We start from the raw sequence: 19,056 nt of genomic DNA, 5'->3' as shown, positions 1-19,056 counted from the left end.
AAGCTATTGTTGTAGGCATTTAGAACGCGAATAATGCTAGTGAAACACAAAAAAGCCGGCTCTTAAACGAGCCGGCTTTTTTCGTATTTAATTGAATAAAGGGGCGTTAATAATCGTTTTTATCTAGCACAAGCCGCTCAATAATGCGTTTGGCCATCTCATAGGAAAGAGGCTTTGAACACAAAGCGGATACTCCGGATTTTTGAATAGCGGTTAGCTGCTCTGGGTTTTGCTCGGATGTGATCATAATAATAGGGACGCTTGCTTGGTCGCTATTTTGTCTGATTTTTTCGACCATTTCTCGGCCGTCTAAATTAGGCATGTTGTAGTCGGTGATTATGAGGTCAAATGCTTGGTTTTCGACTTGAGAAATCGCCTCATTGCCATCGTTGGCTTCTAGAATAGTTTCTACACCTATATTACGTAAAATTTTACATACATAGTTGCGTGAGAGTTTGCTGTCATCTACGACTAGAATACGTAGTTCCTCAAACTCTTCTTCGGTATAGCTGGCTTCTGTGTCTTGATCCGATAGGTAGAGCAGTGTGCTTTGCAATGCAGAAAGTAGGTCTTTACGGCTAAAGGGTTTAGGCAAGATTGCAATAGCCCCAGATTGACGTATTGGCTCTAAGTACCGGTAATGCGTTTCAGACGAGATTAATAAAAAAGTTATGTGCGCCAATTGCTCATCTTTGCGCATCAGTGTTACAACATCAGTTCCAGTCATATCAGGGAGGTGCATAGATGAAACTACCAAGTCAGGTAGTTGAGTCTGCATGCCCTCTAATGCTTGTGCAGCACCATCGTATTCATCGATTTTATGAATACCAAAACTTTTAAGATGATTAACAATAATGGTCCTTTGTACTTTTGATGGTTCGATGACCAGTACAAAAAGATCTTCGTAATTCATAATCGGTCTCTAATATTAGATGTTGCTGTCTTGCTTAATCAGTTTAACACCGATTCGAAATTCTGCTGTGAATGTCGATGTTTTAACAGTTTTAATGAAAACGAGCTAATAGATTTATATATCGTCCAAGTTGTTGATTTCTTGAGACGATTATAAAAGCTATCAAAATTAATTGTTTACAGGCCTAGCTCTTTCAGTTTCTTGTTGAGCACTTTACGTATTTCGCTCTCATCTTCAGCAGACTCTACTTTAGCGAGCAGTTTTTTAGCGTCGGCGCGGCTAATATTGCGGATAAGCCACTTAATTTTAGGGATTCGATGTGCGCTTAAGCTCAAGCGATCAAACCCCATAGCGACTAATAAAAGTACAGACGCAGGATCTGCCGCCATTTCACCACATAATGAAACCGGCAGCTGTAAGGCTGCACACTTTTTACGAATGAAATACAAAGCACTTAAGACCGCAGGGTTGAGGTTGTCAAACAGCCGCGATACTTTGGGATTGTTACGATCGACGGCTAACAAGTATTGAGTTAAATCGTTAGAACCGATGGAAACGAAGTCGATATAGGGCGCTATTTTATCTAAGAGCAAGAGAACTGATGGCACTTCAATCATAATGCCTAGCTTGGGCATGATGGCTTGTTTACCTTCGGCAACGAGTTCAGAGATGACCTGATTAAGCAGCTCCTTAATCGTTTTGACTTCATCTATCCGGCTAACCATAGGGATCAAGATTTTTAAGTTCTCGCGCCCATGCGCAGCCCTGACCATAGCCCTCAATTGAGTGACTTGTAGTGTGGTGTTGTCGAGTGTGAAGCGGATACCGCGCCACCCTAAATAAGGGTTTTCTTCTTTGAAATCAAAGTAAGGCAGCTGTTTGTCACCACCAATATCAAGCGTTCGCATTGATACTGGACGAGGGCTGTAGGCATCGATAACCTCTTTATAGACGAGGTATTGTTCCTCTTCTGTTGGGAAATTATCGTGGATCATAAAAGGGATCTCAGAGCGGTAAAGCCCAATACCTTCGGCACCATTACGCAATCCTGGCGAGACGTCAGCCAATAAACCGGTATTGGTGAATAAGCTGACGTGGAAATCGTCAGTCGTGACGGCAGGTAAGTCTTTTAGACCAGCCAGCGATTGGTTGAATTGCTGCTCTGTATCTTTGATTCGCTGGTATTCAGCGACCATCTCTTCAGGCGGTGCAATAATAATCTCACCGCGGCCTGCGTCGATGACGATTTGTTTACCCTTGTAGCGTTTTATATCTAGGTCAGATACGCCCATTATGGCAGGAATACCTAGCGCGTTTGCAACGATTGACGTATGCGATAAAGCTGAGCCTGACCGGCATACAATCCCTTGGATTTGATCCGATGGATACGCTGATAAATCGGCAATACTAATGAGCTCACCCGCCAAAATTACAGGCGTTGTTTTGTCGGGTGATTCGGTTTGTTCTTTGCGGGCCATTTGGGTCATGAGTTTAATGGCGATGTTACGCACATCTTCCCCGCGAGCCTTCAAATATGGGTCGTCAGCTTGCTCAAAAGAGCTCGCTAACTTGAGCGCTGTTTCTCGAACGGCCCACTGAGCACTGCAGCCTTGAGCAATTAAATCCCGCGTACTATCAAGTAACTCAGGGCTTTCGAGCATCATTCGATAAACGCCAAAGAGCGATAGGATATCTTCAGGCAGCTCTTTCTCAATTCGGTTAGCGCCTAAGTCAAGATCATCCCGAACAGAGTCTAGAGCGCTGTCGAATTGTTTACGTTCTTTTGAAATTCCCGCCCCTTGCATTTCGGGCGCTTGTTTAAGATCGATATGCGTATGCAGCGGTGTTAACTCACCTATGCCAATCCCAGCAGAGCCTGCAATACCTGAGTAGCGTTTGAAAAGCCTTTTGGGCTTACGTGTAGTGATCCACTCGCCAGATTTCTGAATATTGTATAAGGTGCCAGCTAGCTGAGAGGCGATGGTCACTAAAAATGCTTCAGCTTCTTGTGAAAAAGGCTTCTTAGCTGTGCCTTGAACTACAAGTACACCAATGAGCTGGCGTAGGTGAATGAGCGGAACCCCCATAAATTGGCGGTACGGGGTTTCTTGTGCTTGTGGGAAAAACGCATACTTTTCATGCGCGGGAGCATTCGCTAAGTTTAACGTATGCTTCGTAGCGGCGATGGTGCCAACTAAGCCTTCGTCTATACTCAGTTTGATTTTTCCTATGGAAGATTCGGCAAGGCCCTGGGTTGCCGCTAATATTAGCTTAGAGCGTGTAGGTGACTTAAGGTACAAGCTGCACACCGGTACTTCCATGATGTGGCTTAGGCGCGCGACAATAACTTGCATGGCGCTCATGGCGTTTTCAGCCCCAGAGATTTCTTGGACCAGAGTCGTTAAGGTGGTTAGCGAATGCTGCATGGGCGGTGGCCTGCTAAGAAGAATCGTTCACGTAAGTTTCATATTCGCACACAAAACAAGGATTTACCAATGGCTGAAAGTAGCAAGTTTCAGTAAAATAAGTTGCAGAATTCGATTGTATTTATTGAGTTATAAAAGGTTAACGCGGACATGAAAAGTTATTTATTTACGACAGAAAACGACCGCGGCGGTGTAATGCTTTGCGATATAGATACATTAGAAGATGCGGTCGTTTATTTACAAGATCGTTTTGCGGGCGTTATTCGTGTTGAGCAGGGCAAAGACTTTTGGTCACAAGAAGAAGGCTATCACTTTGTAGAGTCTCCCACACCGAGCGTGGATAGTCCGCCGTCCTAGCATCACGCTGTTACATACCACCTTAACTTGTATTGTTAGCTTCAAAGGGATCTTGCATGTTGTATGTTTATCACTCTAACGCGCTCGATCACTTACGTGATTTATTGGTTGAAATGGTCAAGCGTTCGCCGCTTGATGATCCATTTTTACCTGATCAAATTCTTGTGCAAAGTCCAGGCATGGCGCAGTGGCTCAAGTTGGAGTTGGCGGAGCAACTGGGCATAGCCGCCAATATAGAGTTTCCGTTACCGGCAAGCTTTCTGTGGAAAGTTTTTGTTAGTGTTTTGGACGATGTTCCTAAACGTTCGGCGTACAATAAAGATTCGATGACGTGGGTTTTGATGCGCATTTTACCAAATGTGATTAAAGACTCAGGTTTTGAAGTCCTGCATTCGTATTTGGAACAAGATAGCAACCCGCTTAGACACTATCATCTGTGTGCCAAAATAGCGGACCTTTACGATCAATACCTTGTATACCGTCCAGACTGGATAGCTAGCTGGGAATCAGGTAGTAGCGAACCGGCAACCGGTGATGATGCGTGGCAGCCTATTTTATGGCGGGCTCTTGTTGCTGATACGCAAGCTCGGGGCTTGCCTCATTGGCATCGAGCCAATATGTATGAAACCTTTGTTAAAGCATTGTCGGCTCGCACATCAGACTTGGCAGGTATTCCTCCTCGCATTTTTGTTTTTGGTATATCGGCATTGCCGCAAAACTACTTGGAAGCTTTAGTGGCATTGGGGAACACGGTTGATGTTCATCTGATGATTGCCAATCCGTGCCGGCATTACTGGGGTGATATTATCGACCCAGGTTATCTCGCTAAGCTAAACCGGCTTTGGTTAGGGAAAGGGGTTGATCCTGAGAGTCATCATTATGATTCTGGGCATCCATTACTCAGTTCGATGGGTAAGTTAGGCCGGGATTATCTCCATATGATCCAGCAGATGTCTTTAGAGGAAGTAGGGTTGTTCGGTGAGCCGAATTACGATTCGCTATTACATGCAGTGCAATCGGATATTCTTGAGTTACACAACCGCACTTGTGCATCCGAAAGTGACGATTTTAGCTTTCAAAGCTTTGCCAAGGATAAAAGCATTCAAGTCCATTCAAACTACAGTGCTATGCGAGAGGTTGAAGTCTTGCAGGATCAATTGCTGGCCATGTTTGAAGCTGATGACTCACTGAAACCTCGCGATATTATTGTGATGATGCCAGATGTGGCCAGTTATGCTCCTTATATCGATGCGGTGTTTGGTAATGCTTCTGAGCATGCGTATTTGCCGTATTCCATTTCGGATCGCTCTGCAGATCAAGAAATTCCTCTTATCGCAAATTTTTTGAGTGTTATATCACTTAATCAAAGCCGTTTCGGTGCGCCTGAAATTTTAGACTTACTAGAGCTTCCAGCGACGTTACGTTGCTTTGATTTATCTGCTGCGGAGTTCGAACAGCTTCGCCGTTGGGTTGATGAGTCTGGTATTCATTGGGGGTTAGATGCACAATCCCGCGAAGACTTAGACGGGGTATCTTTTCATCAAAACAGCTGGCAATTTGGTATGGATCGGTTGTTTGGTGGGTATGCCATGGGAGGTGTTGAGGATCTCTGGCAGTCCATTGCGCCTTACGGTGGGGTCACAGGGATATCATCGGCTGCATTAGGTCAATTAGCGGCTTTTCTACAGGTATTGTCTGATGTTCGCTTGTTATTCGCTCAGTCTTTAACGGCAAATGAGTGGATTGAACAGGTTCATGCGCTAACTCATCGTTTATACGTGGCAGATGAACGAGACCAAGAAGCACTCGAATTGATCTATAAAGCGTTAGAATCATTGCGTGAAACGATCAGTGAAGTGCACTACCAAGCTGCTATACCAGCTGAAGTGATTCAAGATTACTTGAAGGAACAGCTAGGTAGCCAACGATCGACACAGCGTTTCTTATCAGGGCAGGTTAACTTTTGTACGTTAATGCCAATGCGCGCCATTCCGTTTAAAGTGGTGTGTCTTTTGGGTATGAATGATAGCGATTACCCTCGTGCGCTGCCGCCAATGGGGTTTGATTTAATGGTTGAACACCCGCGCAAAGGGGATCGTTCGCGCCGAGATGATGACCGTTACCTCTTTTTAGAAGCGATGCTGTCCGCGCGCGATATTCTGTATATCAGTTATGTTGGCCGTTCTATTGCTGATAATAGCCCTCGGGTTCCTTCTGTGCTTGTGAGTGAGTTGTTGGAATATTGTGATCAGGCGTATGGTGCGGCATCAGACTCCCACATTACCTCGGGTGATCTCATCAAGGAGATCACGACGGTGCATCCATTAACCGCTTATAGCGCATCGTATTTTCTGCCCGACGAGAGTGAGCGCTTGTTCAGCTATAACGAACGATGGCTGTCGGCCCACGAAAGTTCTCCTGTGACGTCTTTTCTGACACGAAAATTAGATCCCCCCGAGCTAGAGGTAGTAGAACTATCTGACTTAATACGTTTTTATCGTGACCCCATCCGCTTCTTCTTTGAGAGGCGATTGCAAATTTTCTTTAGTACAGAGGCCGATGTGCTGAGTGAAGAAGAGCCTTTTGAGTCCGCCGGCTTGTCTAACTATCTACTCAGAAAACAACTTTTGACGGCATCATTAAATCAAAATGACTTAGCCAAGGTTGGCGAGTTTGTTACACAAACGGGTCTGCTACCGGTGGGTATTGCCGGACAACGAGAGTTAGCCCAGCGGATTAAAGATGTCAGTGAACTACACGAAAAGCTTCAACCGTTCATGACAACTTCTCAACCGACTCGGGTTGAGGTTGACTTAAATTTGCAAATAACAAGCCTGCAATCACTCACGCTTCAGGGATGGATAGATCAATCGTACCCTGATCATTTTCTAAAGTTTGATGTGGTTAAAGTGTCAGGAAAGCATGTTTTTGCTAGCTGGATTCAACATTTGGCAACCTGTGCTGCAGGCTATGACAAGCCTACTTATTTTCGAGGGTTAAGCGATCTAGTTAAGTTGCAACCCGTTCCTAGTGCCGAAGCGAAAGAGCAATTAGTTCGTTTGTTAACAACGTATGTTGATGGCTTGTGCTTTCCGGTTAGCTGGCTACCTGATTCGGGTTATTTTCTCTTAGATTTGGCCGGTAAGGGGGAAGAGTTTGTACTTAAAAAGGCCCGTGAAAAATTTGAAAGTACGCAATCCGGTGAATGGGCGAGCCTTTATGTTCAACGTACTTACCCTGAATGGGCGCATTTCGAGCCGGGGTTATTGAAAAACCAACGAGCCTTGTTTGATGGGATGGCGCGCTATTTGGAGCTAAACCAAGAATGAAAACCCAACTGTTAGATCCCATTACACTGCCTATTCAGGGGCAATGCTTAATAGAAGCCAGTGCTGGAACGGGCAAAACGTTTACACTAGCGGCACTGTATCTTCGATTATTACTTGGCTTGGGTAAACGAGGCGAACAAGCGCAAGAAAATACCCCGTTGGGCGTTGAGCAAATTCTAGTAGTGACTTTTACAGAAGCCGCTACTCAAGAACTGAGAGACCGTATACGACAACGCATACGTGAAGCGCGTATAGCGTTTATGAGTGGTGAAACATCGGACCCTTTTTTGCAAAGCGTGCTTGCACAAACTGATAATCATCGTGAAAAAGCTAGGTTAATGGAGCTGGCTGCGGCTGAAATGGATCAAGCGGCCATTTTTACCATACATGGTTTTTGTCAGCGCATGCTCAAACAGCATGCTTTTGAGAGTGGGGCACTCTTTAATCAAGAGCTTACTCCCGATGATGCACCCTTAGTGCGCCAAGCTCTACTCGATGTATGGCGTAATTTGGTGTATCCGCTTACAGGTAGCTTAGCTAATGCGGTATTAGATGAATTTAAAACCCCTGAGGCCTTATTAAAGTCGATAAAGAGCTTATTGGGCATGAGCAATGTGACTGTAGAGCCAGACTATAGTCATTTTGATCTTGAAGCGGAGTGGGCAGTTTCTCAGCAAGCCCGAGAGGCTTTTAAACAGGTTTGGCGCAGTAATACTGATGATCTAGCTGAGATTATCGCCACCTCTGGCATTAAAAAAGCAAAATACAGATCTAATCATGTTCCCGGGCGTTTAGAGAAAATAGCGTTTTTTGTGGATAATGAGTTCGCAAAGCTGCCGTTAAATGAATTGAATTATTTTAGAACTAGCGAGCTACACGCGAATACACCTGAAGGGAAAACAGCCCCAACCCATCCCGTATTCGATAGCATTGAGCACATGCTAACGGCAGAAGTCCCTATCAAAGGGGTGATTGAGTCGATCGCATTGGAGCGTATCCGGGGCCGTTTACAATACGAAAAAGCAAGGCATCAGCTGTTGGCCTTTGATGATTTGTTGACTCGGCTTGCCAGTGCGCTAAAAGCTTCTGGAGGAAGCAAACTGGCGGAGACCATTCGTCATCAGTATCCCATTGCAATGATCGATGAATTTCAAGACACCGATCCCCTGCAGTACCAAATTTTTAGTGATATTTATACCGACCCAGCGACTGCACTCTTAATGATTGGTGACCCCAAACAATCGATTTATGCGTTTCGCGGGGGAGATATTTTTACCTATATGCAAGCGCGACGAGCGGTAGATGCGCATTACACGTTAGAAACGAATTGGCGTTCATCAAGCGCCATGGTGTGCGCAACCAATACACTGTTTGAGCAGTCAGACGCTCCCTTCATCTACTCGGATGATATTCCTTTTGTGCCAGTAAGAGCTGCCGGTAAAGCTGACAAACAACCGTTTCTGTTTGATGGTCAGCCACAACCTGCGTTAACCGCGTGGTTAAGCTCAGAGTTGTTACAGACTCGCGATTATTTATCAATTTTTGCAGAGTCTACGGCCAGCCATATTGCAACTGTATTGAACGATCAGCGCTACACAATAGGTGACAAGCAAGTTAAACCGGGCGATATAGCAGTGCTGGTAAGGGATCGCCGAGAAGCGGGCGAAATTCAATCGGCTCTTCGTAACAAAGGTGTCGCCTCTGTTTTTTTGTCGAACCGCGACAGTGTGTATACCACAGTAGAAGCCAGCGAAATGCTGTTTATTTTGCAAGCCGTATTAGAGCCTACTGACGAGCGTAAACTACGAGCAGCGATAGCCACTGGGTTGTTTTGTTTGTCCATGACTGATATCGATCAACTTATCCGAGACGAGTTGGCGTGGGAGCAACTCGTTGACGAGTTTATTGAGTATCGTCAGTTATGGCTGCGTTTAGGTGTATTGCCTATGGTGCACCATTTGTTAGCCACACGAGGCCTCACTTCCCGATTAATGCAAGCTGACCAAGGAGAACGGCGCTTGACAGACTTTTTGCATTTGGCTGAGCTTTTGCAGCAGGCAAGTCAGGAGGTTGAAGGGGAGCAAGGTATTATTCGTTGGCTTACTGAGCATCTGCATAGCCCAAACCATAATTCAGCTGAGCAGCAGCTGCGTCTAGAAAGCGACCGTTCTCGCGTTACCGTCATTACGATTCATAAGTCCAAAGGCTTAGAGTATGAGCTCGTGTATCTTCCTTTTATCTGCCGTTATCGAGCCGCCAGTGGTGCCTTGTACCACAATGACGCTGGGCAAACTATTTTTGACTTAGCGCCGGATGACGATGTTAAAGAGCAAGTTGAAAAAGAGCGCTTAGCGGAAGATTTACGTCTACTTTATGTGGCTGTGACTCGGGCTGTGCATGCCTGCTTTTTAGGCGTTAGCAATATACGCTATGGCAATGCTAAGCAGGGCACTACTGAAAAAAGTGCTCTGGGATATCTTTTAATGTCTCAATCCAGCCTTGAAGAAGGCTTAGAGCAATTGTCCAATGCTGAAAAAGGCTTCAGGGTTGATTCTCCTCCCGAGATGGTACAGATACCTAGCACGCAGGATATGTTTGCCGACAACGATTCCTCCAAGCCTGTCTTTCAAGCGCGAATATTCAGTGCGCCCGTAGAACGAGATTGGCGGATGAGCAGTTATTCGGCACTGAGTCGTTTTCATGATCATGTGGGGCATGAAGCGCCGCCTTCGAATCACTTTGAGCCAATATCAGAGTTGCATCTAGATTTGGAGGTGATTCATGAGTCTGAAAACGACAACACTGACGGGGCATACTCACCAGAAAACGTGGCATCGGAGCAGAGGTCGGCCTCATCGTTTGATGCAGAATTAGAAGATTTGATTGAGGCGCCGGACAGTATCTTCACCTTTCCCAGAGGTGCCACAGCGGGTACGTTTTTACATACTTTATTTGAAGAAATTGATTTCAGCCAACTAACGGCTGAAGCCGCCGAGGCGGTGTTAACCGATCAATTGCCGCTGGCAGGCTATGATGAGCGCTGGGTGCCTGTGCTGAGGGATTATTTGTTAGCCGCCGTGCGTATACCGCTTAACCCCGATCATTTTTGCCTTGCAGATATTAGTTTGGAAAACCGCCTGGTCGAAATGGAATTTATTATTCCCTTTAAACCTATTCATGCCGGCGCAGTTAATCGTTTACTCGCAAAGTATGACCCACTTGCGAGGCAGGCGGGAGATCTCCGGTTTGAAACCGTACAAGGCATGCTCAAAGGTTATATCGATTTAACGTTACGCCACTGTGGACAGTATTATGTATTGGACTATAAATCGAACCATTTAGGTGACCGGGTAGAGGAGTATTCAACAGCGGCGATGGAGGAGGCAATGTGCGAGCATCGGTATGATTTTCAATATGTGCTCTATACGTTGGCACTGCATCGATTGCTCAAAGTGCGCTTGTCCGGCTATGACTATGATCGTGACGTAGGCGGTGTATATTACCTCTTTTTACGGGGGCTACACGCTGAGCACCCCGGGAATGGTGTATTTTTCACCAAGCCTAAAAAGGCGCTTATAGAGGCTTTGGATCAACTGTTTACAGAAGGTGTAACACATGCAATTGCTGGATGAGTTATTAGAGCTAAGGCTCATACGCCCAGTTGATTTACACTTTTCTCGTTGGTTGAAGCAACAACATCCTAGCGTCAATCAGTCATTGCTTGCTCTGGCCGCTATTGTAAGTCGACATTTAGGGGACGGTCACATTTGTGTTCGGATTGACTCGCTGATGGGACTCATTGCGTATTGGCCGATGAGTGTTAGAGAGCCTTTGAGAGCGCTTTTACCTTCAGATACGGCGAGTATGTCGGCGTTAGTGGATGAAACCGTTTTAGGCACTGGCGACGCGCTGACTCCTTTAGTGTTGAATCAAGACCGAGTGTATTTGTACCAGTATTTTCAGTATGAGTGCCAAGTAGCACGTAAACTGCTTTCTCTAGCAGGTGAGGGGGATGTTAATCCTGAGCAACTGACGGTGCATTTACAGGCATTATTTGCTCAATCAAATGAGCAGCCTGATTGGCAAAAAGTAGCGGCGACAACGGCTGTAGCACAGCGTGTCTCTGTTATTAGTGGTGGGCCGGGAACAGGGAAAACAACCACTGTAACACGTATGTTGGCGATCTATCTGCAAAGTATGCTTGAGCACAACCCTGATGTTCACCCCGTTATTCGACTAGCCGCTCCAACGGGTAAAGCGGCGGCCCGTTTGTCAGAATCTATTGCACAGGCGAAGCACCAGTTATCTGTTCCTGAAAGTGTTACCAGCCTGATACCCGATGTAGGGGTCACATTGCATCGATTACTCGGCGCCAGACCTAATGTGCATCATTATCAATATAATGCTGATAACCCGCTGCACTTAGATTTGTTAGTGGTCGATGAGGCCTCCATGATTGACCTTCCATTAATGGCGAGCCTGCTAGAGGCATTACCTGAGCAGGCACGCTTAGTTCTGATAGGGGATAAAGAGCAGCTGGCCTCAGTTGAAGCGGGCAGCGTGATGGGCGATTTATGCGCAAGGCCAGCCGGATGTGTTAAAACCCCTGCAATGCAGCAATTGTTACTGCAAACGTGTGGTGTTCCGGTTGAACAAGGTATGCCTTCAACGTTTGCAGATGCCGTATCGTTATTACAGCGCAGTTATCGTTTTTCAGCGAACAGCGGTATAGGTGCCTTGGCTAGAGCGGTTAACAGCGGTGACCGTCGTGCGGTGCGTCAGGCTTTTGCGCAAGGGTATGATGATATTCATTTATTACCTATGCAGGATGATCATGTAAAACCGTTGCTTCAACATATGCAGCAAGGTTACACCGACTATTTAAAAGCCGTGAGCGAGCAGCAAGCACCAGCTTCTGTGCTATTGGCTTTCAATCGTTTTAAAGTACTGTGTGGCCTAAGACGTGGCCCATGGGGTGTAGAAGCGATTAACCAAGCCTTTGAGCTACAACTTGAAGCATTACAACGCATTAGCAGAAAGGGACGCTGGTATGCGGGGCGTCCCGTTATGATTACCCGGAATGAGCCCGCGTTAAACTTATTTAATGGCGACATAGGTGTCGCCTTACCGGATGAGTCAACTGGCCGCTTAAAAGTTTGGTTTGATTTAGGTGGTGAGCTGGTGCGCTTTTCAACCAGTCGCTTGCCGAGCCATGAAACGGTTTTTGCAATGACTGTACATAAAAGTCAGGGCTCAGAGTTCGATCAAGTGACGCTCGTGCTCACGCCCACTAGCCAAGGTAACAGTCGAGAGCTTGTCTATACCGGTATTACTCGCGCTAAAAAGCAATGTAATGTGTGGGGGGCTATTGAGACGTTAGAGAAAGCGGCGTGCTCACCTACAATTAGGATGAGCGGACTTGCTGCGAGATTGTGGAACGGCTCGGGTCCAACCGCGTCAATTGGGCCTACACCCTAGTAAAAAGGGTGCGAAGGGCATTAAAAAAGGTAACTGGCTGCCAGTTACCTTTAATTTATTTGTTATTTACTCAATGTCGAGCAACTAACGGGTGATAGTGAAATTATATATTCGCAAAAAGCGAAAAAAGTGCAATTAGTTCCGATTCCACTTAACGGCGACGCTTTACCGGCCTTTTTTCGTCACTTTTGATACGAATAGGCTGTAATGATCCTTGATGATTTTGATGTTCCGCAAACAATATTTTCCCTAAAAACGCCGCTATAGCTACGGAAGCGCCAATAAAAGCAATTGTTGCTAAGATCATGTCTTCACCTCGTTAGTATTTATTTAACTTACACTTTAGACCCTAGACACCCATTTCAGCAACTTTTTTTGCAAATTCGGTGTAGCCTCCGATAGGTTCCTTGCCAAGAAAAATTTGTGGCACTGTTTCTACCGGTTTGCCGACGCTTTTTTCCAAATCAGCTTTCGTGATGCCTTCTTCATGAATGTCTACATATCGGAAGTCAAAATTTTTATCTTTGCATAATTGCACTGCGCGTGTGCAAAAACCACAGCCTGGACGGCCAAAAATCGTAATACGTTCCATAATTGTCTCCTTTGAATTAATTCTATTAAAGCAGGAAACCTTTGGATGAGGCCAATGACTAATCTTTATACGGCTAATTGGAAAAACCTATGATGAAACTTATGCACTTATCTTGTGCATAAGTGTGTAGATAACTTATGGGCAAGTAGGGTAGAGCGTGGCATCATCAGTTATCTAAAAATTGATGAAAAAGTATTCAAAATTAATGGATTAGGTATTCGACTAGTACTTTTGTACCTATATTGTGTAGGGTTATATATACGACGAATGGTTAAATAGTTAGCAGATAAATTCATAAGACATTTATTTCAGATTGGGTATAATTCAGCGCCATTGAGCTTGAGTAATAGTAAGCATTTACTTGTTTACGCGCGTTTGATTGCGTATGAATATACTGAGGCAGTGCACATATCGCTGTGATGCCAAAAGCTTCGCTGCAGTGCAATATGACAAGGCTAATCCCTCACCATATTTCATGGATCTGTGTACATCGAATCCCATATTTATATCATAAATGGTGAAAATCGAGATGACGGCTAAATCGGTTGATGTATTGTTAGTAGGTGCAGGTGCAATGAGCACAGCACTTGGAACCCTCCTTAAACAGCTAGACCCTTCTCTTGACATGATGATGGTGGAACAACTGGATCATGTAGCACAAGAAAGTACAGACGGTTGGAACAACGCAGGTACAGGGCACGCCGCTTATTGCGAGCTGAACTACACACCGATGTTGAAAGACGGCTCAATTGACACCACAAAAGCGTTTAAGATTAATACGGCTTTTGAAGTCAGCTTACAATTTTGGGCATACCTTGTTAAACAAGGAGCACTTCCTACTCCACGTCAGTTTATCAATCCTACACCTCATCAAAGTTTCGTTTGGGGTGATGAGAATGTGGCCTTCCTTAAAAAGCGTTATGAAACGTTAAGCCAAACCGTAGCGTTTAAGGATATGGAATACAGCGAAGATCCAGAGGTATTGCGCCAATGGATGCCGTTGGTTATGCAAAACCGTAGCCCTGATGAGAAAGTAGCTGGTACGCGTGTACGCTATGGCTCAGATGTCGATTTTGGCTCGCTAGCGCGTAACATGGCTGAATGCCTGAATCGCTCAGAAAATTTTGCGATGAAGTTAGGTTGTAAAGTTAAAGATCTAGTCAAGCAACCTGACGGACAGTGGAAAGTAGAGATTAAGGATCTTAAATCCGGTCAGCATGAAACCGTGGTGGCTAAATTTGTCTTCTTAGGCGCGGGCGGTGGAGCATTGCCGCTGTTACAGAAGTCGAACATAGTTGAAGGGAACGGCTATGGTGGTTTCCCGGTAAGCGGTCAGTGGTTAGTCTGTAAAAAGCCAGAAATTGTTAGCAAGCATTTAGCGAAAGTTTACGGTAAAGCACCGATTGGTGCTCCACCAATGTCGGTTCCTCATTTAGATACTCGCATCATTAATGGTGAAAAAGCACTATTGTTTGGTCCTTTTGCAGGCTTTACTACGAAGTTCTTAAAACAGGGTTCTATTTTTGATCTTCCGAAAAGTGTGAAAATGGATAACATTAAATCTATGTTGTCTGTGGGTAAAAACAACATGGATTTAACCCGTTACCTGATTAGTGAAGTGTTGCAATCTCATGATTCTCGCGTTGACGCGCTACGTAAGTTTTTCCCTGACGCCAAAAATGAAGATTGGACGTTGTCTTATGCTGGTCAGCGCGTGCAGATCATCAAAAAAGACCCCGCTGGTGGCGGTAAATTAGAGTTTGGTACCGAAGTGATCATTGCTGAGGACGGATCTATCTCTGCTTTGCTAGGAGCTTCTCCAGGTGCATCTACTGCTGTGGATACGATGGTTACTTTGGTAGAGCGCTGCTTCGCTGACCGAATGGCATCGCCAGAGTGGCAAGCTAAGATGAAAGAGATGATACCTTCTTACGGACAATCTCTTATCGAGAATCCAGAGCTGCTTAGAACTGTTCGTAAATACTCACTGGAAACATTAAAGCTTGATGAGAATTACGAGTAATAACTTACAGCGGGTTGCCCCGTAACTAAAAAAGCCGACGTTACGTCGGCTTTTTTGTGCTTATAGCGATTAGTACCACTCGTCCTTCCGTTTTTTCTTTTTCGGGAAGTAAGGCAGTAATAGCCCCAGTAAAACGCCCCCTAATGCTACCATGCCGCCATAGGTGAACCAGCGCATAAGGTTGCTTTCGTCCATGTTATCAATTTGGTGATTCAGATCTTTGATTTCGGCTTGTAGTTTGCTTAGTTGGCCTGAGTACGTGCTGTTTTCGGATTCAAACATATCTAATTGAGACCGTAACGTCGCAATTTCAGTGGTTTGTTCGCTGATAAGTGATTGGTTTTTCTCTAGCTCACTTTCAAGTTTGGGCATACGAGCCAGTGTACTGTCACCCGTTTCAACATTGTTGGCATCCGCCCAGCCTACTTTGCCAGTGCTAGTGCGAATTTGAATAAATTTTCCATCACTGCTTTTTTTCAGTATGTCTATCGCAGAACCGCTGCGGACTCGTCCCGTAATACGGTATTGGTTGCTAGGTCCACCGTGAATAAATACATATACATCATCGGCAATATGCCCCGGTTGGGCATAGGAAGTGGAGGCCGCGAGTGCAAAGCACGCAGCTATCATTGTTTTCTTCATTCTGTAGAGCATCCTTTTAGAGGTCTAACATTGTACTGATTCCTCTGAAATGAGCCAGACCTTTACCTTTTCCGATACGTAAGAACATAAGATAAAAAAAAAGTTCCACGTATCTAGTTTGCTTAATTGGCCGTAAACAACGTGGTAAAGTGGTAATTATTTGAATTTAATATGGAGTTGGTATGGACGAGTTGTTTCAGAATTTTTTTGACCCGAGCACAATCGAAGGATTACAGAATGATTACATAGTGCCTTGGGCCATAAATATTGTGATGGCCTTAGCTGTTTTTATCATTGGCCGATTAGTTATCAGTATTATTTTGGCGGTGATCAATAAGCTGCTTGGCAAAACAAAAATGGATAGCATGCTAGTCAATTTTGTTATGTCTATTATGTATGCTTTGTTATTGCTCTTTGTAATAGTGGCATCGCTGGATCAGTTAGGTGTTAATACATCTTCATTAATTGCGTTAGTCGGTGCAGCCGGTTTAGCAATTGGTTTGTCCTTGCAAGATTCCCTCAAAAACTTTGCAGCGGGCGTTATGCTGGTAGTTTTCCGTCCCTTTAGAGAAGGTGAGTTTGTTGAGGTAAACGGTATCTCTGGTACGGCAGAGCGCATTACTATTTTTAATACAATCATGCGCACGGGTGATGGTCGTGAAGTAACCATTCCAAACGGCCCTATTTATGGCAACGTCATTACTAACTTTTCACGCCGTGATACGCGCCGTGTTGATATGGTTTTTGGGATTGGGTATGACTCTGATCTTCTAAAAGCTAAAGCAATTCTAAAAGAAATTGTAGAAACGGATGAGCGCGTACTATCTGAACCCGCTCCTCTTGTTGCTGTACAAGAGCTAGCCGATAGCAGTGTTAATTTTGTTGTACGTCCATGGGCTAAAACATCGGATTACTGGGATGTTTATCGAGATACTATGGAAAAAGTGAAATTACGTTTTGATGCAGAAGGCATCAGCATTCCATTTCCGCAAATGGATGTGCACTTAATCAAAGAAGAATCAGCAGCTAACTCACCTAAAGACTAGTCTGTGCATGGTTAAAAAACGGAGCTTTAGCTCCGTTTTTTTTACCTTAGCTTTCAGGGGTACGCGAAAGCGTCGTAAGTTGTTGCCGTAAATCTTCATTTTCTTTGCCTAAACGTTGTGCTTCCATTCGGTATTTAAAGATTTCCTCATAGCGAGATTCAAGTTTCGCTTCTAGTTCTATTAGCATTCTTTTTTGATCAGTTGATAAGGCTTCAAGCGAGTCTATTTGTTTTTGTAAATCGGAAATCATACCGAACCCGTTAGGTATTACGCTATCTTCTGGGTCTTTGGTTTCTGGGTCATAAGTAACTTGGTTGTTTAAGCCGGTAACAATATGACTGTATAGCGCTTTTAGTTCGCTGGATTCTCTGTCGCTATATCTGACTTGCTGTTCTATTGCACTGTGCGCACTGGCTGCGCCAATTGAGCCAGCGAGCATGTGCTCAAGCATACGGTGGAACTCCATGAGCTCGATGATTGTAATATGGCTTTTGTTTAACACTTGTAAATCATCAGCAATATTGAAAACGGCCTCGTGGGCCTTATTTCCGCTAATGTACTGCTTGAGCAGTGTTTGTGCTTCTTCTAATTTAACATTCAGTGGGATGTAAGCATCTAGGCCCGCAGGACGTGCTTTGCGATTGGGTTGTACAGGTCGCATCGCGGCCATAAATTCGGTCGTAAGAGTCCGCTCTTCTTTGTTAGGATGATAAATTAATGAGCCAATTACATAAACGCTGATATTGACGCCTAGCGTCCAGATAACGCTGTGCGTAACGGGCGTAAAGTGATCAAGCCCAAAGAGTGCTTCTGGCCGTAGCCAGTAAATATCCCATGGGCCATTTATTAGTATCTCTGGTGGTAGCCATCCTTGTTTAATAAACGTAGGTAAACCAAGGGTGTAGCACCAGACTAAAAAGCCGGCAAGTAGGCCAGAAAAAGCCCCCGCACTGTTAGCGCGGCTCCAGAAGATGCCGCCAAATACAGCCGGCGCGAACTGAAGTATGGCAACAAACGAGAGTAGTCCTATAGCCACAAGGATATAAGAGTCACTAAATTCAAGCTCGAACCAATAACTACCAAAAATAATGACAGCGACTAATAACCAGCGAATTTGTAATAAGTAGCTGCGCATAACTTGTGCTTTAGGCGTGAGCTCGATGATCGGCAAGATGAGATGGTTTGAGACCATTGTCGATAAAGTCATTGTGGTAATGATGATCATGCCGGTCGCTGCGGAAAACCCACCTATAAAGGCGAGCATCGTCAAAGGGTCGTTATCAATCAGTTGAGGTAGTAGCAGGACAAAAAAGTCAGCTTTCTCGCTAGGTAGGTCGAGCAATAAGCCAGCCGCCGCAATCGGAACCACAAATAAATTAATCAGTATCATGTAAGCAGGGAAAAGCCACATCGCTGTTTTGATGTGTTTTTGATCGGTATTCTCGATAACAGCAACGTGAAACTGACGGGGTAACAGTAAAATGCCCGAAAAACTTAAAATGATAAGCGTGAGCCACATGCTAGCGCTATTAGGTGTTGCCGTTGGGCTGGTTAGATAATCTAGACCGTTCATACGGATTTGGTTAGCAATATCGCTCCAGCCATCAAACATGACATAACAGACGAACAAGCCGACAGCAGCAAAAGCGACAATTTTGACGAATGCCTCAACGACCAATACCCCCACCATTCCTTGATGGCGCTCGGTTGGGTCTAAGCGTTTAACACCAAACACAATGGTGAAAGCTGTCATAAGTAGGGTTACAAATAATCCGCTATTAGCCCAAGGCGAATCATGGTCGTAAGTGATTATTTCAAATGAGTTGACGACTGCTTTCAGTTGAAGCGCAATGTAAGGAACGCTACCTATTAGTGCGATGAGGGTGACTAACCCGGCAATGCGTTGCGAGCGTCGGTATCGGGTTGAGATAAAATCAGCAATGCTGGTAATACGAAAATCTTCTTTAACGGCGACCATCTTACGTAAAGTTACCCACCAAAATAAAATGCCGATGAGTGCGCCTGCGTAAATCCCCATAAACAGCAACCCTGACGTAGTGGCGAAGCCAACGCTACCGTAAAAAGTCCAAGAAGTGTGGTATACAGCCAATGATAAGGCGAAAACCCAAGGGCTTTTAATCGCTCGGCCTGTTTTAGCGACACGATATTCAACGACTTGTGCAACTGCAAATAAGCAGAGCATATAAATGACGACAGCTGTTACAACAATGGCAGGTGAAAACATGTGTT

The 19,056-nt window shown here is 44.9% G+C and carries 12 protein-coding genes; 6 read left to right on the top strand and 6 right to left on the bottom strand.

What is annotated here, in order from left to right; genetic code table 11:
* Positions 1-106: 106 nt before the first annotated feature.
* Both BS617_RS10055 and ptsP read right to left on the bottom strand, forming a co-directional pair.
* Positions 107-913 (bottom strand): response regulator, encoded by an 807-nt coding sequence (locus tag BS617_RS10055; protein WP_075172675.1) that lies wholly within the window; start codon positions 911-913, stop codon positions 107-109.
* A gap of 176 nt (positions 914-1,089) precedes the next feature.
* Entirely contained in the window at positions 1,090-3,339 is a 2,250-nt protein-coding gene (ptsP, locus tag BS617_RS10050; RefSeq protein WP_075172674.1) for a phosphoenolpyruvate--protein phosphotransferase, read from the bottom strand.
* Between the two features lie 150 nt (positions 3,340-3,489).
* Between ptsP and BS617_RS10045 the strand changes: the two genes are divergently transcribed.
* From BS617_RS10045 to recD, 4 genes are read left to right on the top strand one after another with little or no spacing between them, the layout of a single operon-like run.
* A complete protein-coding gene (locus BS617_RS10045) occupies positions 3,490-3,696 on the top strand; it encodes a hypothetical protein (RefSeq protein ID WP_075172673.1) in 207 nt (68 codons plus the stop codon).
* Positions 3,697-3,752: 56 nt separating this feature from the next.
* Entirely contained in the window at positions 3,753-7,025 is a 3,273-nt protein-coding gene (gene recC / locus BS617_RS10040; protein ID WP_075172672.1) for an exodeoxyribonuclease V subunit gamma, read from the top strand.
* A complete protein-coding gene (gene recB, locus BS617_RS10035) occupies positions 7,022-10,657 on the top strand; it encodes an exodeoxyribonuclease V subunit beta (RefSeq protein ID WP_075172671.1) in 3,636 nt (1,211 codons plus the stop codon). The genes recC and recB overlap by 4 nt, the downstream gene beginning before the upstream one ends.
* Positions 10,641-12,503 (top strand): exodeoxyribonuclease V subunit alpha, encoded by a 1,863-nt coding sequence (recD, locus tag BS617_RS10030; RefSeq protein ID WP_075172670.1) that lies wholly within the window; start codon positions 10,641-10,643, stop codon positions 12,501-12,503. Before recB ends, recD begins: the two co-directional genes overlap by 17 nt.
* Before the next feature lie 151 nt (positions 12,504-12,654).
* Here the strand turns inward: recD and BS617_RS18265 are convergent, their stop codons facing one another.
* Together BS617_RS18265 and BS617_RS10025 are read right to left on the bottom strand one after the other, a co-directional pair.
* Positions 12,655-12,810, bottom strand: coding sequence for a hypothetical protein (locus tag BS617_RS18265; protein WP_170870338.1), 156 nt, complete (start codon positions 12,808-12,810; stop codon positions 12,655-12,657).
* 42 nt (positions 12,811-12,852) lie between these two features.
* The gene (locus BS617_RS10025) at positions 12,853-13,095 is read right to left on the bottom strand and encodes a GrxA family glutaredoxin (RefSeq protein WP_075172669.1); all 243 of its coding nucleotides are present in this window, start codon (positions 13,093-13,095) and stop codon (positions 12,853-12,855) included.
* A gap of 529 nt (positions 13,096-13,624) precedes the next feature.
* Between BS617_RS10025 and mqo the strand changes: the two genes are divergently transcribed.
* On the top strand, positions 13,625-15,118 hold the full coding sequence (gene mqo, locus BS617_RS10020) for a malate dehydrogenase (quinone) (RefSeq protein WP_075173534.1): 1,494 nt from the start codon (positions 13,625-13,627) through the stop codon (positions 15,116-15,118).
* A gap of 69 nt (positions 15,119-15,187) precedes the next feature.
* Here the strand turns inward: mqo and BS617_RS10015 are convergent, their stop codons facing one another.
* A complete protein-coding gene (locus BS617_RS10015; RefSeq protein WP_075172668.1) occupies positions 15,188-15,760 on the bottom strand; it encodes a TIGR04211 family SH3 domain-containing protein in 573 nt (190 codons plus the stop codon).
* 182 nt (positions 15,761-15,942) lie between these two features.
* Between BS617_RS10015 and BS617_RS10010 the strand changes: the two genes are divergently transcribed.
* Entirely contained in the window at positions 15,943-16,806 is an 864-nt protein-coding gene (locus BS617_RS10010) for a mechanosensitive ion channel family protein (protein ID WP_075172667.1), read from the top strand.
* 46 nt (positions 16,807-16,852) lie between these two features.
* Here BS617_RS10010 and BS617_RS10005 read toward each other — a convergent pair whose 3' ends face one another.
* Entirely contained in the window at positions 16,853-19,051 is a 2,199-nt protein-coding gene (locus BS617_RS10005; protein ID WP_075172666.1) for a sodium:solute symporter family protein, read from the bottom strand.
* Between the last annotated feature and the right edge of the window lie 5 nt (positions 19,052-19,056).

This window comes from Neptunomonas phycophila, assembly GCF_001922575.1.
GTDB classification, from domain to species: Bacteria; Pseudomonadota; Gammaproteobacteria; order Pseudomonadales; family Balneatricaceae; genus Neptunomonas; species Neptunomonas phycophila.
This window is presented reverse-complemented; position numbering and strand designations above follow the sequence as displayed.